Source organism: Kosakonia sp. ML.JS2a, from assembly GCF_025642095.1.
Classification (GTDB): domain Bacteria; phylum Pseudomonadota; class Gammaproteobacteria; order Enterobacterales; family Enterobacteriaceae.
The window spans coordinates 3,119,674-3,144,847 of the sequence record NZ_CP106754.1; the positions used below are offsets into that span (position 1 = coordinate 3,119,674).

Below are 25,174 nucleotides of genomic sequence, written 5' to 3' on the forward strand. Positions count from 1 at the left end.
ACGTGTTACACCACATCCAGCGGCGTTTTACGGTTTGGTGCCGGGAAGGCGTTATCCAGTCGGGACAGATCATCCGGACTCAACGTAATGCCCAGCGCCGCCGCATTTTCTTCTACGTGCGCAACGCTTGCCGCTTTCGGAATGGCGATCACGCCATGATGACTGATAACCCACGCCAGCAAAATTTGCGCCGCGCTTGCGCCATGCGCCCGGGCAATATCCTGCACCACGCGGTTTTCCAGCAGGCCGTCCCGCAGACGTCCCGCCTGCGCCAGCGGGCAATATGCCATTACCGGCATCCCTTGTTGCTGGCACCACGGCAGCAGATCGTATTCAATACCTCGCGATCCCAGATGATATAGCACCTGATCGGTGGCGCACGCGCTCCCCCCGGTCACGCGGGAAAGCTCCTGCATATCGCCATAGTCAAGATTGGAGACGCCCCAGCGGCGAATTTTCCCCTGCTGCATCAGCGTTTCCATCACGTCGACGGTTTCCGCCAGTGAATAGTTACCGCGCCAGTGCAGCAGATAGAGATCAAGATAATCGGTCTTCAGACGGCGCAAGCTGGCTTCACATGCAGCAATGGCTTTCTTGCCACCGGCATTCCACGGGTAGACTTTGGAAACCAGAAAGACCTTGTCGCGCAGGCCGCCCTGTAATGCGTCGCCAACCACCTCTTCCGCCCCGCCGTCAGCATACATTTCCGCCGTATCAATAAGCGTCAGTCCCCGTTCGACGCCCGCACGCAGTGCATCCGCCTCGGACTTGCGCAGCCGCGCATTTTCGCCCATATACCAGGTTCCCTGGCCCACGGCGGGGAGAATAACCTGACCTGTAAACGTGACGTTTTTCTCTGCCATACCATCCTCCTGCGATAAACGCACCAGCGTAAAGCAAAACAGGGCCTGAGGCCCTGTTTTGATGCACAGATTGCACTGTTAAAGTGCACAATCAGAAACGGTAGGTCACCCCTGTGGATAACAGCCCCGCCCAGGACTTATCCACCATCGGGCTGTCTTTGATTTCATCAGACAGATGCGTGTAGCGCCCGGTACCGTACACGCTCCAGCTATCAGAGAGCCGGTAGCTCACGCTCAGCTCCAGATAAGGGCTCCAGCCATTGTCCGGATCGTAGCTGTTCAGACCGCTACGGCGCGCTTCGGCGCGGGAAACGCCGTAGTAATATTCATTCTGTTTGTCGCTCGCCCACTCCACGCCAATACCCGGTGTTAACGTCAGGTCGCCGTTGGTATAGCGATAGAGCCACGCCGCATCCCAAATGATGCCGTTGCTGTTATCCAGCGTATCGCCAGCAAGCGTCGTGCGCAGGAAACCGTATGGCGTATTGTGGATATAAGAGAGCCCCGCCATGACCGTAGCTTTGCGGCTGTCCAGTTGGCGCAATTGATTGTTATCGCTGTCTTTCGGCTTGAAGCGCCACGGGGAGTAAAACGCGGTGATAGAGAGTTTGTCGGCGTCGTCATTCCACAGGTAATAACCCCCGCCCAAACCACGGAACCAGAAATTATCACTCTCATAGGTGATAACGGGGACCGGGAGAACCTCTCTGTCGTACTGTTTATACGGGGATTCAACAACACCTACCCCCGCGCCAAGAGAAAAGGTATTTTCTGCACTAGCCGCAAATGCGGTGCTTGCAGTCAGCACACCCAGTGCCAGAAGTTTGATTTTGGTCACAGTCCTTCCTTTCCGTAGTCAAATAATTGCGCGAGAAGTTTAACCGCGCGGCACATCGACCCCAAATTTTTTTACCTAATCATTACAAAACTAAACCCATTACTCTGCGGTCATTAAATGACAGGCAGCTTGCAATTATATGACCGGCATAAGACGCCGCCACTTGACGCTTATCTCAAAAGCAGTTTTTTTTGGATGAGTTATTGATATGTCATTGAAATTGTTTTTTGACGGCATGCAAGTTTTGCAAAGCCATCTACGCTTAATTTAAGAAGACGTTTTACCTGACACGCACCTGGTTAATGACTGGCAACCTGGCATAAGGGTTGCTGTATGACATTCAGCGTCGTTCAGTTAACGCTTCCGGGAGCCTCTACTACTCATATGAACGGCTCTTAACCTGTGCTAAAAAAACGAAAGGACGGCATGCCATGAATATATTCGATCACTATCGCCAGCGCTATGAAGCTGCCAAGGACGAAGAGTTCACACTGCAGGAGTTTCTTGCAATATGTAAGCAAGATCGCAGTGCCTATGCTAACGCGGCAGAGAGGCTATTGATGGCCATTGGTGAGCCAGTGATGGTTGACACTGCCCAGGAGCCACGGCTTTCCCGTCTCTTTTCGAACCGGGTCATTGGACGCTACCCGGCGTTTGAAGAGTTCTATGGAATGGAAGAAGCCATTGAACAGATCGTTTCTTACCTCAAGCATGCTGCACAGGGACTGGAAGAGAAGAAACAGATCCTTTATTTACTTGGCCCGGTGGGTGGGGGTAAATCGTCACTGGCTGAACGCCTGAAATCGCTGATGCAGCGTGTGCCCATTTACGTGCTGAGCGCAAATGGCGAGCGCAGCCCGGTTAACGACCATCCTCTGTGCCTGTTTAACCCCCAGGAAGACGCGCAGATCCTGGAAAAAGAGTACAACGTTCCACGGCGCTATCTCGGCACCATCATGTCACCGTGGGCGGCAAAACGCCTGCATGACTTCGGTGGCGATATCAGTAAATTCCGGGTAGTTAAAGTGTGGCCGTCGGTTCTGGAGCAGATAGCAATTGCGAAAACGGAACCCGGTGACGAAAACAATCAGGATATTTCGGCGCTGGTGGGTAAAGTGGACATCCGCAAACTGGAAAACCACGCGCAAAACGATCCTGACGCCTACGGTTACTCCGGCGCACTGTGCCGCGCCAACCAGGGGATCATGGAATTCGTCGAAATGTTTAAAGCGCCCATCAAAGTGCTGCACCCGCTGCTGACCGCCACGCAGGAGGGGAACTATAACGGGACCGAAGGGATTTCCGCCCTGCCCTTTAACGGCATCATTCTTGCCCACTCGAACGAATCAGAATGGGTGCAGTTCCGTAACAACAAAAACAATGAGGCATTCCTCGACCGTGTTTACATCGTCAAAGTGCCTTATTGCCTGCGTATCTCGGAAGAGATCAAAATTTACGAAAAACTGCTTAATCACAGTGAGCTGTCCCACGCGCCCTGCGCGCCGGGCACCCTAGAAACACTGGCGCGCTTCTCGATTCTGTCGCGTTTGAAAGAGCCGGAAAACTCCAGCGTTTACTCAAAAATGCGCGTCTATGATGGTGAAAGCCTGAAAGACACCGACCCGAAAGCGAAGTCTTACCAGGAGTACCGCGACTACGCCGGGGTGGATGAAGGGATGAACGGTCTGTCGACGCGTTTCGCCTTTAAAATCCTCTCCCGCGTCTTCAACTTCGACCATGTTGAAGTGGCGGCGAACCCGGTGCACCTGTTCTATGTGCTGGAGCAGCAAATCGAGCGCGAACAGTTCCCGCAAGAGCTGGCGGAACGTTACCTGGAGTTCCTGAAAGGCTATCTGATCCCGAAATACGCCGAGTTCATCGGCAAAGAGATCCAGACGGCGTACCTGGAGTCCTATTCCGAATACGGGCAGAACATCTTTGATCGTTATGTCACCTATGCGGACTTCTGGATCCAGGATCAGGAGTACCGCGATCCGGATACCGGTCAGCTCTTTGACCGTGAAGCACTGAACGCGGAACTGGAAAAAATCGAGAAGCCCGCCGGGATCAGCAACCCGAAAGACTTCCGTAATGAAATCGTCAACTTCGTGCTGCGCGCCCGTGCCAATAACAGCGGCCGCAACCCGAACTGGACCAGTTACGAAAAACTGCGCACGGTTATCGAGAAAAAAATGTTCTCGAACACCGAAGAGCTGTTGCCGGTGATTTCGTTCAACGCCAAAACCTCAACCGACGAGCAGAAAAAACATGACGACTTTGTCGATCGTATGATGGAGAAAGGCTACACCCGTAAGCAGGTTCGCCTGCTGTGCGAATGGTATCTGCGTGTACGTAAATCATCATAACAACGCACAGGCCGCGTCACGGGCGCGGCCTGGCAGCAAAGTTGGCATACGCAGCGGGAGGGAACTATGACCTGGTTCATTGACCGGCGTCTGAACGGCAAAAATAAAAGCACGGTTAACCGCCAGCGATTTTTACGCCGTTATAAAGCGCAAATAAAACAGTCGATTTCCGAGGCGATCAACAAGCGCTCGGTGACCGACGTGGAGAACGGCGAATCCGTCTCCATCCCAACGGAGGATATCAGCGAACCGATGTTTCATCAGGGGCGCGGTGGTTTGCGCCATCGTGTGCATCCGGGTAACGATCATTTTGTTCAAAACGACCGTATCGAACGCCCACAAGGCGGCGGTGGCGGTGGTGGCAGCGGTCAGGGTGAAGCCAGCCAGGACGGTGAAGGACAAGATGAATTTGTTTTCCAGATCTCCAAAGATGAGTACCTCGATTTGCTGTTTGAGGATCTGGCACTGCCGAACCTGAAAAAAAACCAGCAACGGCAGCTCAATGAATTTAAAACCCACCGTGCCGGCTACACCGCCAACGGTGTACCGGCGAACATCAGCGTGGTGCGTTCGCTACAGAACTCGCTCGCCCGCCGCACGGCCATGACGGCCGGTAAACGCCGCGAACTGCGAGAACTGGAAGAGAGTCTGGATACGGTTGCCAAAAGCGAACCTGCACAACTGCTTGAAGAGGAACGATTACGCAAAGAGATTGCGGAACTGCGCGCGAAGATCGAGCGTGTGCCGTTTATCGACACCTTTGACTTACGCTATAAAAATTACGAAAAACGCCCTGAGCCTTCCAGCCAGGCCGTCATGTTCTGCCTGATGGACGTGTCCGGATCCATGGATCAGGCCACCAAAGATATGGCCAAGCGTTTCTATATTCTGCTCTATTTGTTCCTGAGCCGGACGTATAAAAACGTTGAAGTGGTCTATATCCGCCACCACACGCAGGCGAAAGAAGTGGATGAGCACGAGTTCTTCTACTCACAGGAAACCGGCGGCACGATTGTCTCCAGCGCCCTGAAGTTGATGGATGAAGTGGTCAAAGATCGTTACGACCCGGCGCAGTGGAATATCTATGCGGCACAGGCGTCGGACGGTGATAACTGGGCGGATGACTCGCCGCTGTGTCACGAAATCCTGGCGAAGAAAATTCTGCCTGTGGTGCGTTACTACAGCTATATCGAGATCACTCGCCGTGCGCACCAGACGCTATGGCGCGAGTACGAACATCTGCAAACGATGTTCGATAACTTCGCCATCCAGCATATCCGTGACCAGGAAGATATTTATCCGGTGTTCCGCGAGTTGTTCCACAAACAGAGCGCTACCTCAGGAAGTTAAACCCTATAAATCAGCCAGTTAAGCTATTTTTTTCTGGCTGATTTTCTTCATTTTGAGTGTTAAAAATGTCGAATAAGATCAGAAGCTTATGTCTGGTTTTTGGGAATGATTTTCCGATAGAGACAAGGGATTTTAAATCAGTCGCGTTATCTCACGTTAGTTTGACTATTCATAATACCCGCTCAAAAATCTCACCCGGTCATTCAACGGCTTGCTGTTCCTTACTGCTGAATATTACGAAGGTTTCTGAGTTAAATTGTGGCACAGCAACGTCCGCTGCGAGCGAGGAGCGGAAATTAACATATCTTTTAAAGTGGCCAAATTCATTAAACCACTACACTATAGATGGATCTTTTTTTAGATCTTTTGTGATTAAACGCTGAGCTTCCACACCGATAGCGAGACCACCTTCAACGATCCCAGTCAATCCAACAAATTTCCCACCATAACTTCGAGTATTATCAATAGTTAGATTATTATGAAGAGATTAAGGTCACATGCTTTTTTCCAGTTCTACAAGTAAATTGTTCTAGAAACCTAACCGGATGAAAGTTTAAAGCACCTTTTCAAAATTTTTAACGAAAGGACAAATCTATGGCAGACTCAACGAATCAGGGAAGAAAAAGTAAAATCCCGCTTGACAATATAACTACTATTGATGATTTACACAGCATCCCCCTTGCATCGTTGTTAGACGATTATGAAGAACTTTGTGATTTAGATATGTGGCTTGAACTAAGCAAATTAGCATCTACAGCTTTAAACAACGATAACCATTCTGCTCACAGAGCATATAAACTCTTAGCGACGCTATGTTCAATGCGAATATCATCTGACGATCCGGCTGAAACCTGGCATCCAAGATGGCAAGACGCGGAAAATAAAATGTTCACACCTCAAAATATAAAAAATGATTACAACTCACTTCTATCAGATATTGTTAATTTTATTAATAATTTAGCATTAAAAGGCCGAATTGCAGATATCGTATGGTCAAATGATCGTAAGGAATACAAGTGTGGCATCGAAGCGGTTAAAGCATATTCTAGTATAGCTCTTGAACATATAAACAAAAAATGCGACACCGATAATTTCACAAAGTTATTTGAATTAATCAATTTATTACAGAGAGCTTTATATATAAATGGAATGATGGGTAAGCGCGATCGTATTCCAAGTTATCTAGGAGAGACTTTTGAACAGTTTTATAACTTCACTTATGGAAAATGTATATATGTAGCATTTTCTAGAATTGGAGAGTTAGCTATAGGTTATAAAATAAAAACATGGCAAGAAGTAGCTGATGATTCAGAAAACATTGTTAACAGGGGAAGTATAAATGATTACCCAGAAGCGCGAAAAAAAGTATGGGCACTTGCAGCACGATGCCATCTAAAAAATAAAAACACTGAAGGTCGCAGACGCTGTTTAGAAGAGTACTCCAATGAAACCCTAAGAATGTGTGAACAAGTTTCAAGCTATGCTGCAAAAGCTTCTTGGGTTCGACAGGCTATAACAGAACTTCAAATAGCGGGAGGATTTCAGGATAAAATTGATATTCTCCGAGTTAAATTAAGGGATTTACAACTTGCCAGTCTCTCTGAGATGTTTCCATATAACATGCCTTGTGACCTATCAGAAGAATGCAATGAAACAATTACTCAGTTTACAAACATAGGCCTACCGGAAATACTGTATTGCTTTGCAATATTATCTAAATCACCAACTATTGAAAGCTTAAAAGAAGAAATTTCAAACAACAATAGCAGTGGACTATCCATTTTATTTCCCACTTCAATATATATTGACCAAGAAGGCAAGCCTATAGCTAAAACGTCCAACCACTCTTCAGAGCAAGACCCTAACAATGAGTGGTTGAAATCGAATTCTATTATACATATGAGTAACCTTAGATATTTTATTGCTGAATCAAGAATTAAGCCAGCCCGACATACCACGATGCGACAATACGCCGTAGAACTAAGACATTTCGATGCTATTGTGAGTTTAAGTAGTTTTGTTCCTTTTGGCCATGAACATCTCTACAGTTTAGGATTTGCGCGTTTATGGCAAGGTGATTTTGCATCAGCCGCGTATATATTAATTCCTCAATTAGAGAATACATTACGCCATATTTTATTCTGTAGCGGAAGAGATTCATTCAAATTTTTGGAGGGCGGTCTTCAGGAGGACCGTTCATTGTCAGGGCTATTGGAAAATAAACGTAGTGATTTAGTAGAAATATTTGGTGAGGATATGGTACATGAGATCGATATGCTTTTCCATTATAAAGCAGGCCCTTCACTAAGGCACAAGGTTGCACATGGTAAACTGTCGGCTGGAGACTGTTACCAGCCAGATTCTATCTACGCTTGTTGGTTCATTTATAGACTCATTTGTTTACCCATTCTTCATTGCTGGAAAGACCAAGTAATACCGCAAATTGAGATGACGCTTTAACTTTATCTAATATTTCGATTTATTGTAAATACGGAAATTAAAAATATTTCTTATGCGCCTGAATGAAACTGACCTGCTCCCCACAGATTGATACAGATAGATGATATAGATAGATGATAGCAACGTCTGCTCCTGGTACGCAGCGGACAGACTGCGTGACCATCATGTCTGCTGTGAGCGAGTTGCGGAAGTGTGCACTTATTCTGCATTATTCTGCATGCTGAAGGCGTTTGTACTAGCAACTTCGATGGTTATTTAGCATGCAAAAAACAGAGAAGTTTCCAGCAGTCCGGACGATAATCAATAGCAATCTTGCTTTTACTACTTAAACAAATGGCACTAGAAACGATTTACCGGCATTTTCACAAAGTTTGGAAGGATACGCCGCATGGACCTCTGAGTGATGCTCAACTTGCCGGGATCGCCCTAAATTGCGGTCGTGATGAAATTGCCGCAATTCACTTCGGTTTGAAACTATTCAAGTCAGAGCTTATTGGTTGCCCTGATTGGGATTTCGATATGAAATATCAGTTGTGGAGGGCTATCGATACTTTTAAGCGCCTGCTGACGCAAATAGAACAGTTGCGCAAACGATAATCACGGGTCATTTGACCTGCTCCCCGTAGACTAACATACGATGATGTAATCAACGCCCGTTCCTGGCACGAAGCAGACTAGCAAACTGAGCTGAAGGTCTGCAGTGAGCGAGGAGCCGACATCGTGACTCGAACAGAATTCCTGCTAAGATAAAGCATTGATGAAAAAGCAGTGAATTGTCAGAAGTCGGCGAAGACCGTAATACAAGGGAGGCGTAATGTTTACCCCGGAGTTTATAAATGAAGAACGCGGTGAGTTTCTCCTTGTGGCCAACCACGGTCTGGCATCCCCGGAATCGATAAAACTCAGTATTGCATACAATATAGCCAGAATATGCTGGGGACTATCGCAGCTTCCACCGCACATTCAAACTTGCCGGGTCGTCTATAACATCAGAGGGCAGTCCATCCCTGTTCAGGTTCAGGCCCAGGTCAGGCAAGCGCTTGAGCAGGTAGCCATTGTGGAGTTTAAAAACTGATGGGACTTCAGTTAATTATCAAAGCAGAACGTAACAAGATAGAAAAAGCATTGGGATCGCTGACATCAGAATGTGAAATATTTCCGGTCGCTGAAGGCCTTTTCGGTGTTTCCATTTCGGAGCGAAGTATCTCATCCGCGGGTGAAGCTGCCGTTCAAAAAAAACTTGAACCACTCACACGTTTTGACCTGTGGCAGGGAGCCTGGCAAGAGCCCAAGCGACGTTGGCTTTGGTGAGTTTCAGCGCTATCGCCTGTCTTCATTAGCAAAGCGGTTTAAAGCTCTCAATATTAAGATATGAAGGGCCGTTCATGGCACAAAGCGGCTTTTAAGATAACGTGCACTGACATGGGGTGTCAGGGGCGGAGGTTCAAACCCTCTCGTGCCGACCCAAATTCCCCGGAAAAACCAGCCTCTTGAGGCTGGTTTTTTATTTTTATCCCTGCATGAACACCACCTCCTGAGGAGGTGGTCAGCAATAGGTTGTGTAAGCATTCCGCATAACCGGCCCTTTCCCGCCTCACCCCGATCGGCACTGTTTTGTGACCAGTTTCACAACGCCCCCGATCTATTGGTCTAAAGCATGAATTGCCGTGCAAAATCGCAGCTATTTCCCGGCTTGCGCAAAAATTAATGTGGCACATTTTAATCATTGCAAATCGTGGCGCAGACTGGCGCAGCGATGACTGAACAGAGACAGGGTGAGAGATAATGCTTGATCTGGAGGACTTGAAGGTCTTCATACAAGACGCAGAAATGAAACTTTTCATTGACAGCATCTGGGACACGCTCGGTGAAACATTCACCCAGACACAGTTGATTCTGCCGCCGGAAATGGCCATGCCCCGCCGGGAACTGTCGTTCCATGACCACGTGAAGCTGCTGGGTTATCTGTGCTGGTTAATTACCAACTCCGGCGCGGAAGGCGACATCATCGAAATCGGCGTCTGGAAAGGCAAATCCAGCGCGTTTATGAATGAGATCTGCAACCGTCAGCGTCGCATCATCAGTATCGACCCGATGGAACTGACCAACCAGCCTCTGGAACTGGGCTTCTATCACAAACATATCTTCCCGGAAGTCAATTTAATCCGCGGCTACTCCGAGCGAAGCATTGAGCGCGTACTGGAATTCGCGCCAAAAACCGTTTTGCTGCATATTGATGGTGGTCACCTCAAGCAGCATGTGCTGGTGGATTTTCTGCTCTACTCCCCCACTGTCGTCAGCGGCGGATTCATCGTGTTTGATGACTATCGCGACCACAGATACTCTCCGGAAGTCGGCCCCGCGGTTGATCTGCTGCGTGCAGGTGGTTTCTTTAACGGGTTCGATGTTATTGGTAGCGTTCCGGGTTTTGAAAACAGCTACCTTTTGCAGAAAAAATAAACAGTACACACAAAGCGTTGTTTGTAGTGCTTGTATTTTTTGCCGCCTGTTCAGGCGGCTTTTTTATTCTCATCATCCGTTGCGTGGATTATCCTTGATGCTCTTCAACTGTATCGGGAGATATTCATGTCTGAGATTGCCAGCCGTAACGTCCACCAGCATCTGCTGACCCTCCTTGAACACCAAAACGCGCGTTTTCACGTGGTGGAACACGACGCTGTCGGCAAATGCGAAGAAGTCAGTGAAATTCGCGGGACGGCACTGGGCCAGGGCGCTAAAGCGCTGGTATGCAAAATCAAAGGAAACGGCATCCAAAAACATGTTCTGGCGATACTCGCCGCGGACCTTCAGGCCGATCTTTCCCGCCTGGCGCAGCACTTTGGCGGGCTGAAAGCCTCACTGGCAAGCCCGGCAGAAGTGGACGAATTAACCGCCTGCGTGTTTGGCGCGATCCCGCCCTTCAGCTTTCATCCGGCGCTGCAACTGGTTGCAGATCCGATCCTGTTTCAGCGTTTTGACGACATTGCCTTTAACGCCGGGCTGCTGGAAAAATCCGTCATTCTGAATACCCAGGATTATCTGCGTATTGCTCAGCCAGAACTGGTGGATTTTCGCCGTCTCTGACACCGCTCGTGCGGCGACGACCCTCAGCAGACCTGGCATGAAGCAGCGTAATCACAATCCGTGATTACGCAGTAAGGTTCCGTTTCTGGCAACTGCCTGAATTTCATCTGCCGACAGAAAATTGTCTGTTTCATCACGCATTTGCGCGTAGAGTAAACAGGTTTCATTTTTGGCAAGGAACCTCTGTATGTTTGATACCACGCTGTTTATTTTGCTCGCGCTGGCCGCACTCGGTTTTGTCAGTCACAACACCACGGTCGCCGTTTCGATTCTTGTGCTGATTATTGTACGCATCACACCGCTAAACACCTTTTTCCCGTGGATTGAAAAACAGGGACTGACGATCGGCATCATCATTCTGACCATTGGCGTGATGGCGCCGATAGCCAGCGGATCGCTGCCGCCATCGACGCTGCTGCACTCTTTTGTTAACTGGAAATCACTTATCGCGATCGCCGTTGGCGTGTTTGTTTCGTGGCTGGGCGGGCGCGGCGTCACGCTGATGAGCTCACAGCCGTCGCTGGTGGCGGGATTACTGGTGGGGACCGTGTTAGGTGTGGCCCTGTTCCGGGGGGTGCCGGTCGGGCCACTGATTGCGGCGGGTCTGGTGTCGTTGCTAATTGGCCGGCAGTGACGCGCGCCGTTGCCCGCGTTTAACGGCAAACTCCAGCGCGCTGCACAGCAGGTAATACACCAGACCGGTAAAAATAAATAACGCGGCCGGATACACCTGCACCCGGTTATTCACCTGCCCGGCGACGGTGGTCAACTCCGGTACGTTAACAATAAACGCCAGCGAGGTGTCCTTCAGCAGGGCTATCAGCAACCCGACGTAAGACGGCAGTGCATTGCGTAGCGCCTGCGGCAACAACACCAGCCTCAGGATAGCCACGCTGCCAAACCCGCTGCTGAGCGCCGCTTCATATTGCCCTTTCGGCAATGCCCCCAGCGCCGCCAGCGTGGAGTACATCACCGAGGCGGAAGTAAACCACGCCAGCGCCAGCGTCACGGTCACCGCCCCCGGCAAATCAGCACCGGTCAGCCACGGTAACAAGAACCATAACCAGAAGATGACAAAGATCAGCGGAATACCGCGGATAAGCTCCGCCCACAGGAACAATATTTTTCGCGGCCAGCCGGGAAAACGCCATGCGAGACACGCCAGCAACATGCCACCAGGGAAAGCCAGCAGCGCCGCGCCGGCGGTCATCAGCAACGAGAGCAGTACGCCGCCCACCTCGCCTTGCGCCGCACGCCCCCACAGTAAATAGTCGAGATTATCGGTAATCACCGAAATGTTAGCGATCACGGCGCACCTCCGCTGTGCGTTGCCGCATACGCCAGCTACGCGGTGCATTGAACAGTAAACTCATGACCAGACCCAGCGCCAGATAGAGCGCGCTGCCAATGGCAAACGCTTCCAGCGCATGGGCGTTATAGCTTTCAATTTGCCGGGTCTGATAGGTCAGCTCGGCAAAGCCAATACCGGTCGCCAGCGACGAGAGTTTCATCAGGTTGAGATACTGTCCGACAACGGGCTGCCAGGCGTTGTGCAACCCCTGCGGCAGTAGCACCCAGCGAAACAGCGCCAGTTTGCTGAAGCCCTGAGATTGCGCGGCTTCAACCTGCCCGCGCGGCACCGCCAGCAACCCCGCCTGGATCTCCTCCACCAGAAACGCGGCGGTAAACAAACCCAGCGCCCAGGCCGACGAAAGAAACTCCGGCGTCAACCACCAGACATCTCCTGGCAGGATACTGAATGCATGATCGTCATTCACATACTGACGAAAACTCTGCGGCAACAGGTTCCATGCGGCGAAATACCAGAACAGCAGTTGCACCAGCAGCGGCGTATTACGAAACAGCGATACCCACACCGCCACGGCGCCGCGTCCCACCGTTCCCCCCGCCAGCCGCAGCGCCAGCAGCAGTACCGTGAGCAGGGTTGCCAGCGCCATACCGGCGAGTGTCACCCAAACGGTGGTCAGAAAGCCGGACGTGATCCATTGTGCGGGTTGCCCGGTCAGCACACCCGCCCAGTCAAGGTGCAACCCCATCACAACTCCTTGCTATCGGCATGCAGTGGATTGAGCACTTTCTGCAGAAAGCGTTGCGCACGGGGATGCTGCGGTGCAGAGAAAAACTGCGCCGGCGTCGCCTGCTCAAGGATTTCGCCACCGTCGATGAAGATCACCCGGTCAGCAATTTCGCGGGCAAACTGCATTTCATGCGTCACCACGATGAGCGTGATGCCACTGTGCGCCAGCGATTTCATCACCTGCAACACCTCGCCAATCATCTCCGGATCCAACGCCGAGGTCGGTTCGTCAAACAGAATGATATGCGGATCCGCCGCCAGCGTACGGGCGATCGCCACCCGCTGCTGTTGGCCACCGGACAACTGCGCCGGATAGTGCAAGGCTTTGTCCTGTAACCCGACGCGCGCCAGCAACGCCAGAGCGATGTCCCGTGCCTGGGCTTCGGTTTTGCCATGAATGCGCCGTAGCGCGAGGGTAATATTGTCCAGCGCGTTAAGGTGCGCATAGAGATTGAATTGCTGAAAGACGAAGCCAACGTGGCGGCGAAGCTCGCGCAATCCCCGCCCTTTTAGCTGGCTGGTCGGCTGACCATCAACGTAAATCTCGCCACCGCTGAGGGTTTCCAGTTGGTTAATCAGCCGGATAAGTGTGGACTTGCCCGACCCGGAAGGCCCGCACACCGCCAGCACTTCGCCTGCGGCGACCTGCAAGTCAATGTTATTTAATACGGTGTTATCGCCATAGCGTTTACTCACGCGGCGAAACGCCACCGTGCCTTTTTCCACGGGCAACACCTCCGTGGCCGTAGCCACAGAGGCGGAGAAGAGACCTGCCAACATATTACTTCGCTTCTATCGTAAAGCTGCGCGGAGCCGGCGTTTTGGTTTGCGGACCAAACCAGGTATCGTAGATTTTCGCGGCTTCACCGTTTTTCTCAAGGTTAACCAGCTCATCGTTCACCGCTTTCAGCAGTGCGGGTTCACCTTTACTGACGCCTACGCCAATCTCTTCTTTCGACAGCAGATCCGGCAGAATTTTGAATTTGGCCTTGTCCGGCGCTTCCGCCAGCAAACCGGCAAGAATGGTGCTGTCCTGGGTGATCGCCTGCACGTTACCGTTACGCAGCGCGGTTAAGGCCAGCGGAATATCGTCATACGCCAGCACGCGGGATTGCGGGAAACGCTGATGCAGTGCCTGCTCGCCAGTCGTGCCTTTCACCGCGCCAATGCGCGCTTTGCTGTACGCATCCAGCTTGTCTGCTGCCGTAGCGGGCACCAGGAATTGCTGCCCGGTCACAAAATAAGGCGTTGAGAAATCAATCACCTGCGCACGTTCAGGCGTGATGGTGATATCCGCAACGATCAGATCCACTTTGCCGGATTGCAACAGCGGAATACGGTTCGCCGGGTTGGTCGCCACCAGCTGCAGTTTTACGCCGAGGCTTTTTGCCAGCGCTTTCGCGAAGTCCACATCATAACCAACGATATCGTGGGTTTTCGGGTCGATGGCGCCAAACGGCGGGTTCGCATCGAAGGTGGCGATTTTAACCACGCCTGCGGCTTTGATATCGGCCAGTTTGTCCGCATGTGCGGAAAAAGAGAGCGCTGAAAGCAGCGCCAGTGCGCTAAATGCACCGATTTTTGTTGTGTGTAATGAGGTTGCCATGCTGATCCTTACGCCCTGTTATTGTGTTGATTTCAGCGCTAAATTCACATAACCCCATTCATCAGACAAATATCAAAAAGTGCATTGATTATCTGAAAAAGTTATTAAAACTATTTCATCCATACTAACAACTTATCTTTCATCACCTGCCAGCATAAACCTGCCTAATCCTTACAAAAATAAAGGGATAGGCAGCAGGAAATGTTACGCGCCCCCCAGGCCGCTCAGGTAACGACCCGGCGTCTGCCCGAGCCCTTTTTTAAACATGGTGATAAACGCCGTCGTCGAGTCATACCCTAACGTGTGGGCTATCTGCTGTACCGACTGGCCGCCAATCAGCAAGCGCAGCGCAAGGATCAACTGCATTTGATGCCGCCAGCGACGAAAGCTTAAACCCGTCTCCTTCACCACCAGCCGCGCCAGGTTTCTCTCGCTCATAGCAAACGTCTGCGCCCACTGCGTCAGCGTTTGTCTGCCAGCCGGGTCGGCTTCCATGCTCTCCACCATCTGATAAATCTTCGGGTGCGACGACACCGGCAACTGTAGCTGCATTTGCGGTTGTTCCGGCAACTCATCAAACAGCACCTGCACCAGCCGTTGCGTGGCTGGCTGCCGCCGCTGCGCAGGAGAACGTGACGCCAGGGCGACAATAAGCTCACGCACCAGCGAGGAGGTTTTTAATGTGCAGCAGTGCTGCGGCATCACCACCGACCAGGGTTCGATAAACAAAAAATAGAGCAGCGCCCCCGGCGTGGCGCGGTTGCTGTGGGGAACAAGACCCGGTAACCACATTGCATGATGCGGCGGCACCATCCAGCGGGCATGCTCAACCTCACAGGTGATCGCCCCTTTCAGCGCCAGAATCAGTTGCCCCTTGCGATGACAGTGCGCCGGGATCCGCTGCTCATCTTCATTGACGGTAATGCCGAATGCCACCGCTGCCTCCTGCTGGCTATCAGGATCGTAACCGCCAAGGCCGAGTCCGTGCATAAATTTGTCCGAATTTAGCGATAAACTGTCATTTTAGCTTGATTCAAACAGGAGAAAAAATCGTTATCGTAAGCCTCTGTTTTTCATTCTGAGAACCCAATGACCCTCTCTCTTCATTCCCGTGGTAAACAAGGCGCCCTGCTGATTGCCGGGATCCTGGTGATAGCGACCACGCTTCGCGTCACCTTTACCGGCGCGGCCCCGTTACTGGATGCCATTCGCGCAGAATATAGGCTCACCACGGCACAGACCGGTCTGCTCACCACCCTGCCGCTGCTGGCCTTTGCGCTGATATCACCGCTGGCGGCTGGCGTTGCCCGTCGTTTTGGTATGGAACGCAGCCTGTTTGCCGCGCTGGTGCTGATTAGCGCCGGGATTGCCCTTCGCTCTCTCCCTTCTCCCGTTCTGCTGTTTGTTGGCACCGCGATTATTGGTTGCGGTATTGCGCTGGGAAACGTGCTGTTGCCGGGAATGATCAAGCGTGACTTCGCCGGGCATGTGGCAAAACTGACCGGCGCGTATTCCCTGACCATGGGCGCAGCCGCCGCACTGGGTTCCGCCGCCGTCGTGCCGCTGGCGGAACAGGGCGCAGGCTGGCAGGGCGCATTGCTGGCGCTGATGGTATTTCCGTTGCTGGCGATGGTGCTCTGGTTACCCGCATTACGCTATGGCGCAGCCGCCAACCTGAGCCAATCCGGTGCATTGCACAGCCGTGGGATCTGGCGATCGGCGCTGGCGTGGCAACTTACGCTGTTTCTGGGGATCAACTCGTTAATTTATTACATCGTGATTGGTTGGTTACCGTCGATTCTGACCACGCTGGGCTTTAGCGAGATGCAGGCGGGTTCACTACACGGTATTTTGCAGTTAGCCACTGCCGCCCCCGGCTTGCTGGTACCGCTGATCCTGCCTCGTCTGAACGATCAACGCGGGATCGCCGCGCTGGTGGCGCTGATGTGCGCGGCCGGTTCGCTGGGATTGTGGCTACTGCCCGGTCATGCGGCGCTATGGGTCGTGGTGTTTGGCTTCGGTTCTGGTGCCACAATGATCCTCGGGCTGACGTTTATCGGCCTGCGCGCCCACTCTGCGCACCAGGCCGCCGCCCTTTCCGGGATGGCGCAATCAGTCGGGTATTTGCTGGCCGCCTGCGGGCCGCCGTTAATGGGGAAAATCCACGACGCCAGCGGCGACTGGCATATTCCGCTGCTGCTCTGCGCGCTGTTATCGGTGGTGATGGCGGTGTGCGGCGCGCTGGCGGGTCGTGATCAGGAAGGGGTTAACCCGTAAGGCGCGCATAAAAAAAACAGGCCCGCAGGCCTGTTCTTCTTATTCGCACGCCGCGCGCAGCATCGCCTGCACGAGCGGTACCGGTCGCCCGGCAAGCGCAGCGCGCTCATGCTGGAACAGCGTCGCGACATAGAACGGGTGCGTCACCAGTTCCACCGCGCGGATTTCACCCTCTTCATCCCAGCCGGTCACCCGCAGGTTGCCGCTTTCCAGTTCGTGGGCAAACTCCGGCGATACACCAAAATTACACCGGTAGGCCTCTTCAATCATCTCGCGACCATACGCGCGGGCAATCAGCGTATTGGGCCGCAGCTCAATGTTGCCGGTTTGATCCACCAGCGCGCAACTGAGCGCGGAGATAACCATCCGACCTTCGTGGTCGGTTTCCGCGTGCGCCGCATCGCCCCAGCCCAGTACATTGCGGGCATACTCGATCACCGCATGCTGGAAACCGCCGCAGGTGGCGAGGAACGGAATGGCGTTTTCCCGCGCAAACTGGATGGCGAGAAACGCGCCGCGGGCATTTTTATAAGGACTTCCAGGGACAACCCAGATGGCATCATAGCCCACCAGGTCCTCATAACTGTTGATTTCACTGGTCGGTAGCCAGTCGTAGTCTGCGGTGATCTCCAGCACGGCGGCGGCATCGTCAATCGCCAGCGGGATGGCCTGGTGCGCGACAACGTCATGGTTATAGTCGCCAATTAACGCGATGCGGAGTGTTTTCTTCGGAGGGATATGCTGCATGAAAGTGTCCTTATGCCGGAGCCAATAACGAGTAACATAAGGAATATCACATTAGCCGTCTTTTAATGTCATCACAACACCTTAAAATCGGCAGGCCTGTTATTGCATCTGATATGAAAAATCGGATTTACCGGAGTTAATCACAGTGGCGGAACCCGTGCAGCAGACTAAAATCCTCGTCAGCGCCTGTCTGATGGGCTTTAAAGTGCGTTACAACGGCAGTGAAAAAGCGGCGCTACAGGAGACGTTGCAGCACTGGCAGCAGGAGAACAGGCTGGTCATCCACTGCCCGGAGCTGGCCGCGGGCCTGGCGGTTCCGCGACGACCGGCGGAAATCGTCGGCGGCAACGGGGCCGATGTGATGCGCGGTAGCGCACGGATCCTCGAAAATAACGGCCATGATGTGACAGCGCATTACCAACTGGCGGCATGGCTGGCGCTACAGGCGGCACAACACGCGCGGTGCAGCGCTGCGCTATTGACCGATGGCAGTCCCACCTGCGGCAGCCAGTTCATTTATAACGGTGCCTTCAGCGGCACGCAGCAACCCGGAAGGGGTGTGGCCGCTGCACTACTGGAGCAACATGGCATCCGCGTTTTTTCCGCAGAGCAATTACCGGCGCTGGTCGCCTGGGTTAACGAAAGGGAGAAAAGTCAGTGATCCAATGCAAACGCGTGTATGACACCGCATCCGACAGTGATGGTTACCGGGTACTGGTCGACAGACTGTGGCCGCGCGGCGTGAAAAAAACAGACCTGCCCTACGATGAGTGGAATAAGGATCTGGCCCCGTCGACGGCGCTGCGCAAAGCCTTCCACGGCGAGGCGCTCGATTTTGCCGCCTTCAGTGAAAGCTATCATCAGGAGCTGGCCGCGCACCAGGACGAGGGGAAACAACTGGCAGCGCGGGGTAAAAAAAGCACCGTCACGCTGTTATACGCGGCGAAGGACACGCAGCAAAACCACGCTGAAGTGTTGGCGAAATGGCTGCGTTCGCTGGTTTAGTCGATGACGCGTTCCAGCACGTCCTGCGGCTGGCTGTCAGGCATCAGCGGCATCAGGTGTTCTGCGCGGACAAACGCAAAACCATGCTGGCCGTCAAACGATGTGACATTGCCGGTCACCAGCCACAGCGCGCGGGTGGCGTTGCGCGGCAATTCGGTCATCACGCCATTGACCGGGTTCAACATGCGTTCACCCGGCTGACACAGCCCGAACAATTCAACCGACTTACCAATATTGCCCCGTCCATTGGCAGTTTGGGCACCGATCACCATTGCCAGGCTGCCCGGTCGTAACTGGAACATACTTCTCTCACGTATTCGCTGGAAAATAAGATAATTCTTAATCGAAAGTGTACCCTGGCAAGGCAGTTATTGTCACGATCCGTGATGGCAAACCACCGAGAAACCATCATGCCCGCCCCTTTCACCTTTGCCGAAATGACGTCGCCACAGACCGGTTGCGAGAGAAGATGCCATGCGGCATCTCCATGATTTCTCCATCGTTACTGCACTTTTGCCCCCTATAGTGAGCTCTGTTCTCACCCATGACCAGAGAACATCATTCCGTAATCAATGAGTTTTTTGCCCCGCTTCATCAACGGGGCTTTTTTTCGTTCTCCTCCGATTTGAATGATCCCCCACCCTGATGTATACAAAAATAATCCGCTTCATGGTTTAATACCGCGCACTCGAAATATCCTGTATCAATGTGTATGGCGGGTCTGTACACAGGAGCCCAACGTCATGTCAGATTTTATTCTTGCTCGCGTCTCTGAGACCCTTTCGAAAGAGCAATCACTGGAAAGCCTGGTTCACCAATTGCTGGAAATGCTGGAGATGGTGACGGACATGGAATCCACTTACCTGACCAAAATTGACGATGACGCCCGCCTGCAACACATTGTTTACTCTCGTAATACGAAGCAGCTCAATATCCCGGAAGGCTTCTCCCTGCCGTGGGGAGACAGTTTGTGTAAACGCGCACTGGATGACGGCTGCCCGTTCAGCAATGATGTGGCGACGATGTGGGGAGATTGCGAAGCCGCGAAAGCCCTCGGCATCACCACCTATTTAAGTACGCCGGTGCAACTGGCAGACGGCTCGCTGTACGGCACATTGTGCGCTGCCAGTAACGCAAAGAAGTCGCTCAGCGTGCGCGGCGAGCAAGTGTTGCATCTGTTCGCCGGTCTGATTGCGCGCACCATTGAAAAAGAGCATCTGGTCAATCAACTGCGTGAAGCCAATGCCGCGTTAATTGCCCACTCTTATACCGATGCGTTGACCGGTTTGCCGAATCGCCGGGCAATTTTCGATAACCTGGCAGCGCTGTTTGCACAGGCCCGCAACCGCAAGCGCTACATCCTGATTGCGTTTATCGATCTGGATAATTTTAAAGTCATTAACGATCAGCTCGGCCACGAAGCAGGAGATCAGTTCCTGATCGAGGTGGGGCAGCGGATTGCGCAGGAACGCGATAAAGACGATATTGCCGGTCGCCTCGGTGGCGATGAGTTCCTGATAGCCTGCCCTGGCGGTCCGCTCGACGAGCCACAAAGGCTTCACCTCACGTCGCTGAAAAAGAGTCTGGATAAGTCGATTAGCGGACAATATATGCTGGGAAAAATCCACATTTTCTACCCTGGCGCCAGTATTGGCGTGATTGAAATCAACCCGAATCTCACGGATGAAGATGGTGCGTTGCGCGCTGCAGATGAAGTGATGTATCAGGTAAAAAATAACAAAGAAAAAAAACCCTTTCAGCGCCTCAACTAAGCAGATTTGAGGTCGCGAATGGCTTGAGAAAAATCTCATTTTCTTCTATTTCTTATACAATTGATTTCTGGCGATTATCGCCAGTGAAGGAGTTTTCGTGAGAAAGACAACTATCATTATGCTTATTGTGGCGATCGTCGCCGTTGCCGGAACGCAATTCGGCTGGTGGTAATACTGAGTAGTTAATTTTTGCGTCTTCACTTCCCGTGCATATGATGGCGTCATCCGAGCAGAACACCGTTGTCTCATTTATTTGGGCAGGAGCTCGCTATGTTCACTGGTCTGAAAAAAAGCGAAAGCAAACGGCATGCAGCGCTGGAACTGTTGAGTAAACAAGATAAACCCCGCGATGCAGCGCTTGCTGAGTTTGCAAATCTGGCATGTGAAGTCATGGGTGTCGATGGATGCTTTATTAGTACATTCGACGACGATTACCAATATATTAAATATGTTAAAAACATTCCCATTGACCATATCCAGATTTGCATCGAACAGACGATGTGCCAATATTCCCTGCGGGCGTGCCAGACGGTTATTTGCTCCGATACGCGGGTTGATGATCGATTTAATTACCAGCCGCTGGTAAAAAGCGGCGATATTATTTTTTACGCCTCCGCGCCAATGATCAATAAAGACGGCGTGGTCCTCGGAACATTGTGTGTCAGTCACCCGGAGACCTATGTTCCCTCCTCCAGGCAGGTAACCAACTTTCATCGCGTTGCTTCTCTCGCCGCCGTCTTTCTGGAATCCTGTTACGCCGCCGGTCTGGTGGATGCGCTGACCGGTCTGCCAAACCGGCAGTTTTTGATGAAAGAGATGGAACGGCTGACGCATGAGAAAGTGAGCGGCAGCTATGGGTTGGTGATCTTTGACTGCATCGACATGGCGCGCGCTTATGAGCTGTCACGCTATCTGGGGCTTGATGCGCTGGAAAAGTTGCTACAAAGCTTTGGCCCCTCGCTACGTTCGAAGCTGAAGCTGGAAGAGCCCGTTATGCTGTACGCCTTTACGACCGCGCGCTACGCCGTGCTGGTGGATATTGACCACGCGCTGAAGCTGGTGAAACGGACCAAGCGTTTGCCCTGTATTCAGGCCAAGGTCGCCGGCGATATCGATATTAATCTGAAGATCCATGCCGGTTACGTTAAGTTTTCCCCGTTGGAAGATAACGCGCAGGAGATTGTGCGCCAGGGCATTAGCGCGCTGCACGAGTCGATCCGACAGGATATCCCGGTGTTGCAGTTCAACCCCATCCTCGATCACAAGCGCAATAAAGATTTCAAACTCCTGTATGATCTCAGCGAAGCCATTAAGTCCCCGAATCAACTTTACCTCGTTTATCAACCTAAGATTTCGCTACGAACCGGGAAAACCGAAGGTGTGGAAGCGTTGCTGCGCTGGAAGCATCCGCAGCTGGGGAATATCTCTCCGGCAGTGATCGTGGCGCTGGCGGAAAAGACCACGTTAATGATGGATCTCACCCAGTGGGTCATCAAAACCGTGATTGCTCAGCTTAAGGTCTGGAAGCAGCACGGTATCCTGTTGCCGGTCTCGATTAACGTGACGGTCAGTGACTTTTCGCGCCCCGGTTTTGCCGATGAACTTCATCACAATCTCCTTTCCGCAGGGCTCTATTCGTCGGACGTGCGTATTGAGTGTCTGGAAACAGAGAAAGTGCTGGAAAGCGACCCGGCGCTGGAAGAGCTGGACAGACTCAAACTGTTGGGCTTTACCATCCTGCTGGATGACTTTGGCGCCGGGTACAGCAACATCAGCTACCTGCGCCGCATTCCCATTGATGTGATCAAACTTGACCGTTCGCTGGTCAGCCAGGTCACCACCGACCCCGGCAGCCGAATCATCGCCCGTAACGTCATTATGATGCTAAAAGAGTTGCAATATGTGGTACTGGCGGAGGGGATCGAAGATCTGGAAACCGCACGCATGCTGGGCGAGTACGGCTGTGATGAGGCTCAGGGCTACTTTTTCTCGCGCCCGCTCTCACCGGAAGAAATTCCGGGCTGGCTGGGAGACAGCAAACCATTCCGCCTGCTGGCAAAAATGGCCGCTGAACAGCATCAGTATGGTTCCTGACCGCTGGCATTGCCTGACTGTTCTCTTTCTCAGCAGTCGGGCGATGTCACAAAAATGTCATAAAGACCTTATTCTATTTCACCTCAATACGTTATCCCCACTTTCGTCTTTTTATCCCCTGTAACACCGTTAAAGCCCCCCTGAGAACGTGTCGATATTCAGGTGTGCGCCCTGTTTTTGCGCCTTAACTGACTATGGGAAGTAACGCGTTATGAAACTCAACCACCTCACTATCGGGCAACGGCTCGGATTTCTGGCTACCCTGCTTTTGCTGGCAACGCTGTTTATTGGCATACGAGGCCTGTCCATCAATGCCAGCGGATTAGTGCAAAACCAGCACATTATGGCCACGGAGAAGGTGGTTGCGGACAGCATTGATACCGCCCGCAACGCGCAGGTACAGTTCAAAATTCAGGTACAGGAGTGGAAAAATACCTTGCTGCGCGGTGCACAGAGTCAGGAGGTGTTTGATAAATATAAAAATGCATTTGTTGAGCAGAGCCAAAAAACCCAGGTGTTGTTGAAAACCCTGAGTGAACTGCTACCGCAGCTCGGCCTTGCCAACACCGAAGCGCTGAAAACCATCACGCTGCATGCCAGCCTTGAGCAGCAGTATCTCGCCGCATTACAACAGTACACGATTGGCGATGTCACCAGCGCCCAGCGCGTTGATCACCTGGTCACCGGTATCGATCGCGAACCGACGCGGATGATCGACGAGATGGTCGCCACTACGCTCAAACAAGCAGCAGTTATTCGCCAGCAAACCGATGCACGTAGCCTCGATCACTTCCAGCAAACGCGCCTGATGTTGATCATCGTGATGACATTGACCCTGCTGGTCGGTTTGTTAATTACCTGGTGGCTGGTGCGCAGCATTACCCAACCGCTCGCGCAGGCGGTGTCGGTCGCCCGCAATGTGGCCTCCGGCGACCTGCAATCCTCTTTCACCATCAGCGGGCGGGATGAAACCGCAGAGTTGATGCGCGCCCTGCAAGAGATGAACGGCAACCTGACGCGGATTGTCGCCGGGGTGCGTTCCGGAACAGAGACCATTGCCGGCGCATCGCAGGAAATCGCCACTGGCAGCCGCGAGCTCTCTTCTCGTAATGAGGCGCAAGCCAGCGCATTGGAACAAACAGCCGCGTCGATGGAAGAGCTGACTTCGGTGGTGAAAAACAATGCGGAGAACTCGCGTGTCGCCAGCGATATCACCCGCGAGGCCTTCCGCGTCGCGAATCAGGGCGGAGAAGTGGTCGAGCAAGTGGTGAGCACCATGGGCGAAATTAACCAACTCTCCACGGAGATCAGCAGCATTATCGGCGTGATCGACAGCATCGCTTTTCAGACGAATATTCTGGCGCTGAACGCAGCGGTGGAAGCGGCACGGGCCGGGGCGGAAGGACGCGGTTTCGCCGTTGTCGCCTCAGAGGTTCGCGCACTTGCGCAGCGCTCCGCCACTGCCGCAAAAGAGATTGGCGCTTTGATCCAGCGTTCGGTGCATCGTATTGATGAAGGTCATTCACTGGTGAAAAACGCCGGTAACGCGATGGGGGAAATCGTGCAGAGCGTTGAGCGCGTTAGCCAGTTAGTGGAAACCATTTCACTGGCCAGCAAAGAGCAGAGCGTAGGTATTGATCAGGTGCATGTCGCTATTACCCATATGGACGCCGCCACCCAACAAAACGCCACGCTATCGCAGCAATCATCCGCTGCCGCGCACGCCATGCAACAACAAGCAGAGAATTTGCTTGAGATGGTGCAAATTTTCAAACTGCGAGCGCAACATAACCCACTGTGACCCGCATTAAACCTCGCTTCCGGTATTTTTCCGGAGCGGGGTAATATTGCGACCCGATGAATTAATACGCTGATCATCAATTTTCTCAATCTATCCGCAGAAAAATTTGCGTTTGATTGCGTTTTGCTCGCAGGTTATAAAGTACGCATGTGATGGATATACGATTTAACAAGCCTCAACATTCTTCGCTGGCAGTTTTGATGTCGAAACTGCCATCCTTTATTTCCTTTTCTGCTCACTCTTCCCCCCCGTATTAACATCCATTTTTTCAGTTTTTGATCCTGCTAACGTTTTTTTAAAGAAAGTGAGAATCTGTTATTTTATTCACTGAAATAACCCAGACAGTGTTAACAGAAAATATATTCCGTTTGGACAACGAGTGGAAAAATTAGCGCACTGACTTATACAGATGGCATCCTGCATGCTACGGCCGGATCGCGATGTAAAAAACGCCACGCCCGTGAAGAGCGCAGAAAGAGGTAAAGCGCTCGGGTGAAGCGCTTTATTGACAGGTGGTTAGTGGGTACGCAAGAGCATGCTGATTGCATCGTGCTCAGACAATCCGTGCCCCTTAATGGAAACTTCCATCGCTTCATCTTGCGTTTGGTTAAATAATGTCTCGTCACCGCTGGCATGCAGATTACCGGATACGACGTCTCCCATTTCGACATCGTATTTCCCGAGCAGCTCAGCAATAGCAAACTCGCCCTCTTCATCGCGAATAACGATGAAGCCAATGCGGTGTTCATGATGAACGACAGTACCTTTCATAAGAAAAATCCTTTCGCTGGTAGGGATCTCAGATTAGCTGAA

At 52.1% G+C, this 25,174-nt stretch carries 26 protein-coding genes; 16 read left to right on the forward strand and 10 right to left on the reverse strand.

Annotated elements, in window-relative coordinates; translation table 11 throughout:
• Positions 1-5: 5 nt before the first annotated feature.
• Both N7922_RS14855 and N7922_RS14860 read right to left on the reverse strand, forming a co-directional pair.
• Positions 6-863, reverse strand: coding sequence for an aldo/keto reductase (locus N7922_RS14855; protein WP_263097041.1), 858 nt, complete (start codon positions 861-863; stop codon positions 6-8).
• Between the two features lie 91 nt (positions 864-954).
• Positions 955-1,701 carry a MipA/OmpV family protein gene (locus N7922_RS14860; protein WP_263097042.1) on the reverse strand — a complete coding sequence of 249 codons (747 nt, stop codon included), beginning with the start codon at positions 1,699-1,701 and terminating at the stop codon, positions 955-957.
• Positions 1,702-2,132: 431 nt separating this feature from the next.
• Here N7922_RS14860 and yeaG point away from each other — a divergent pair, with 431 nt between their 5' ends.
• From yeaG to N7922_RS14905, 9 genes are all read left to right on the forward strand, one after another.
• On the forward strand, positions 2,133-4,067 hold the full coding sequence (gene yeaG / locus N7922_RS14865) for a protein kinase YeaG (RefSeq protein ID WP_061495010.1): 1,935 nt from the start codon (positions 2,133-2,135) through the stop codon (positions 4,065-4,067).
• A gap of 66 nt (positions 4,068-4,133) precedes the next feature.
• Entirely contained in the window at positions 4,134-5,417 is a 1,284-nt protein-coding gene (locus N7922_RS14870) for a YeaH/YhbH family protein (RefSeq protein WP_263097044.1), read from the forward strand.
• Between the two features lie 594 nt (positions 5,418-6,011).
• Positions 6,012-7,877 (forward strand): DUF4209 domain-containing protein, encoded by a 1,866-nt coding sequence (locus tag N7922_RS14875; protein WP_263097045.1) that lies wholly within the window; start codon positions 6,012-6,014, stop codon positions 7,875-7,877.
• 333 nt (positions 7,878-8,210) lie between these two features.
• Positions 8,211-8,474: a hypothetical protein gene (locus tag N7922_RS14880; protein WP_143340529.1), complete on the forward strand. Its 264-nt coding sequence runs from the start codon at positions 8,211-8,213 to the stop codon at positions 8,472-8,474.
• A gap of 217 nt (positions 8,475-8,691) precedes the next feature.
• A complete protein-coding gene (locus tag N7922_RS14885; RefSeq protein WP_263097046.1) occupies positions 8,692-8,952 on the forward strand; it encodes a hypothetical protein in 261 nt (86 codons plus the stop codon).
• Positions 8,952-9,188 carry a hypothetical protein gene (locus tag N7922_RS14890; RefSeq protein WP_263097048.1) on the forward strand — a complete coding sequence of 79 codons (237 nt, stop codon included), beginning with the start codon at positions 8,952-8,954 and terminating at the stop codon, positions 9,186-9,188. The genes N7922_RS14885 and N7922_RS14890 overlap by 1 nt, the downstream gene beginning before the upstream one ends.
• 519 nt (positions 9,189-9,707) lie before the next feature.
• Entirely contained in the window at positions 9,708-10,337 is a 630-nt protein-coding gene (locus N7922_RS14895) for a class I SAM-dependent methyltransferase (protein ID WP_263097049.1), read from the forward strand.
• Positions 10,338-10,463: 126 nt separating this feature from the next.
• A complete protein-coding gene (locus tag N7922_RS14900; RefSeq protein WP_263097050.1) occupies positions 10,464-10,961 on the forward strand; it encodes a YbaK/prolyl-tRNA synthetase associated domain-containing protein in 498 nt (165 codons plus the stop codon).
• Positions 10,962-11,148: 187 nt separating this feature from the next.
• Positions 11,149-11,595: a DUF441 domain-containing protein gene (locus N7922_RS14905; RefSeq protein ID WP_263097051.1), complete on the forward strand. Its 447-nt coding sequence runs from the start codon at positions 11,149-11,151 to the stop codon at positions 11,593-11,595.
• Here the strand turns inward: N7922_RS14905 and N7922_RS14910 are convergent.
• The 5 genes from N7922_RS14910 to N7922_RS14930 all read right to left on the reverse strand — a co-directional run bounded on the left by N7922_RS14910 (position 11,578) and on the right by N7922_RS14930 (position 15,655).
• On the reverse strand, positions 11,578-12,270 hold the full coding sequence (locus tag N7922_RS14910; protein ID WP_263097052.1) for an amino acid ABC transporter permease: 693 nt from the start codon (positions 12,268-12,270) through the stop codon (positions 11,578-11,580). The genes N7922_RS14905 and N7922_RS14910 overlap by 18 nt on opposite strands.
• Positions 12,260-13,018, reverse strand: a complete 759-nt coding sequence (locus N7922_RS14915; protein WP_263097053.1) for an amino acid ABC transporter permease — start codon at positions 13,016-13,018, stop codon at positions 12,260-12,262. The genes N7922_RS14910 and N7922_RS14915 overlap by 11 nt, the downstream gene beginning before the upstream one ends.
• On the reverse strand, positions 13,018-13,839 hold the full coding sequence (locus N7922_RS14920; protein ID WP_263097054.1) for an amino acid ABC transporter ATP-binding protein: 822 nt from the start codon (positions 13,837-13,839) through the stop codon (positions 13,018-13,020). Before N7922_RS14920 ends, N7922_RS14915 begins: the two co-directional genes overlap by 1 nt.
• Before the next feature lies 1 nt (position 13,840).
• Positions 13,841-14,665: an ABC transporter substrate-binding protein gene (locus N7922_RS14925; RefSeq protein ID WP_263097056.1), complete on the reverse strand. Its 825-nt coding sequence runs from the start codon at positions 14,663-14,665 to the stop codon at positions 13,841-13,843.
• 204 nt (positions 14,666-14,869) lie between these two features.
• On the reverse strand, positions 14,870-15,655 hold the full coding sequence (locus N7922_RS14930) for an AraC family transcriptional regulator (RefSeq protein WP_263097057.1): 786 nt from the start codon (positions 15,653-15,655) through the stop codon (positions 14,870-14,872).
• A gap of 99 nt (positions 15,656-15,754) precedes the next feature.
• On the opposite strand from N7922_RS14930, the gene N7922_RS14935 reads away from it, so the two are divergent.
• Positions 15,755-16,942 (forward strand): CynX/NimT family MFS transporter, encoded by a 1,188-nt coding sequence (locus N7922_RS14935; RefSeq protein ID WP_263097058.1) that lies wholly within the window; start codon positions 15,755-15,757, stop codon positions 16,940-16,942.
• A 39-nt stretch (positions 16,943-16,981) separates the two neighbouring features.
• On the opposite strand, the gene N7922_RS14940 is transcribed toward N7922_RS14935, so the two are convergent.
• Positions 16,982-17,689 carry a CTP synthase gene (locus N7922_RS14940; RefSeq protein ID WP_263097060.1) on the reverse strand — a complete coding sequence of 236 codons (708 nt, stop codon included), beginning with the start codon at positions 17,687-17,689 and terminating at the stop codon, positions 16,982-16,984.
• A 193-nt stretch (positions 17,690-17,882) separates the two neighbouring features.
• Here N7922_RS14940 and N7922_RS14945 point away from each other — a divergent pair, with 193 nt between their 5' ends.
• Both N7922_RS14945 and N7922_RS14950 read left to right on the forward strand, forming a co-directional pair.
• Positions 17,883-18,350, forward strand: coding sequence for a DUF523 domain-containing protein (locus tag N7922_RS14945; protein WP_263100920.1), 468 nt, complete (start codon positions 17,883-17,885; stop codon positions 18,348-18,350).
• Positions 18,347-18,694, forward strand: coding sequence for a DUF488 domain-containing protein (locus N7922_RS14950; RefSeq protein WP_263097061.1), 348 nt, complete (start codon positions 18,347-18,349; stop codon positions 18,692-18,694). Before N7922_RS14945 ends, N7922_RS14950 begins: the two co-directional genes overlap by 4 nt.
• Here N7922_RS14950 and N7922_RS14955 read toward each other — a convergent pair.
• Positions 18,691-18,996, reverse strand: a complete 306-nt coding sequence (locus tag N7922_RS14955) for a hypothetical protein (RefSeq protein ID WP_263097062.1) — start codon at positions 18,994-18,996, stop codon at positions 18,691-18,693. The genes N7922_RS14950 and N7922_RS14955 overlap by 4 nt on opposite strands.
• Positions 18,997-19,437: 441 nt before the next feature.
• On the opposite strand from N7922_RS14955, the gene N7922_RS14960 reads away from it, so the two are divergent.
• The 4 genes from N7922_RS14960 (at position 19,438) to N7922_RS14970 (ending at position 24,361) form a co-directional block, all read left to right on the forward strand.
• On the forward strand, positions 19,438-20,466 hold the full coding sequence (locus N7922_RS14960; protein WP_263097063.1) for a sensor domain-containing diguanylate cyclase: 1,029 nt from the start codon (positions 19,438-19,440) through the stop codon (positions 20,464-20,466).
• A gap of 118 nt (positions 20,467-20,584) precedes the next feature.
• Entirely contained in the window at positions 20,585-20,638 is a 54-nt protein-coding gene (locus N7922_RS25315) for a hypothetical protein (protein WP_071890698.1), read from the forward strand.
• 98 nt (positions 20,639-20,736) lie between these two features.
• Positions 20,737-22,560, forward strand: coding sequence for a sensor domain-containing phosphodiesterase (locus tag N7922_RS14965; protein ID WP_263097064.1), 1,824 nt, complete (start codon positions 20,737-20,739; stop codon positions 22,558-22,560).
• 211 nt (positions 22,561-22,771) lie between these two features.
• The gene (locus tag N7922_RS14970) at positions 22,772-24,361 is read left to right on the forward strand and encodes a methyl-accepting chemotaxis protein (RefSeq protein WP_263097065.1); all 1,590 of its coding nucleotides are present in this window, start codon (positions 22,772-22,774) and stop codon (positions 24,359-24,361) included.
• 516 nt (positions 24,362-24,877) lie between these two features.
• Here the strand turns inward: N7922_RS14970 and N7922_RS14975 are convergent.
• Positions 24,878-25,132: a hypothetical protein gene (locus N7922_RS14975; protein WP_263097067.1), complete on the reverse strand. Its 255-nt coding sequence runs from the start codon at positions 25,130-25,132 to the stop codon at positions 24,878-24,880.
• Positions 25,133-25,174: the final 42 nt, after the last annotated feature.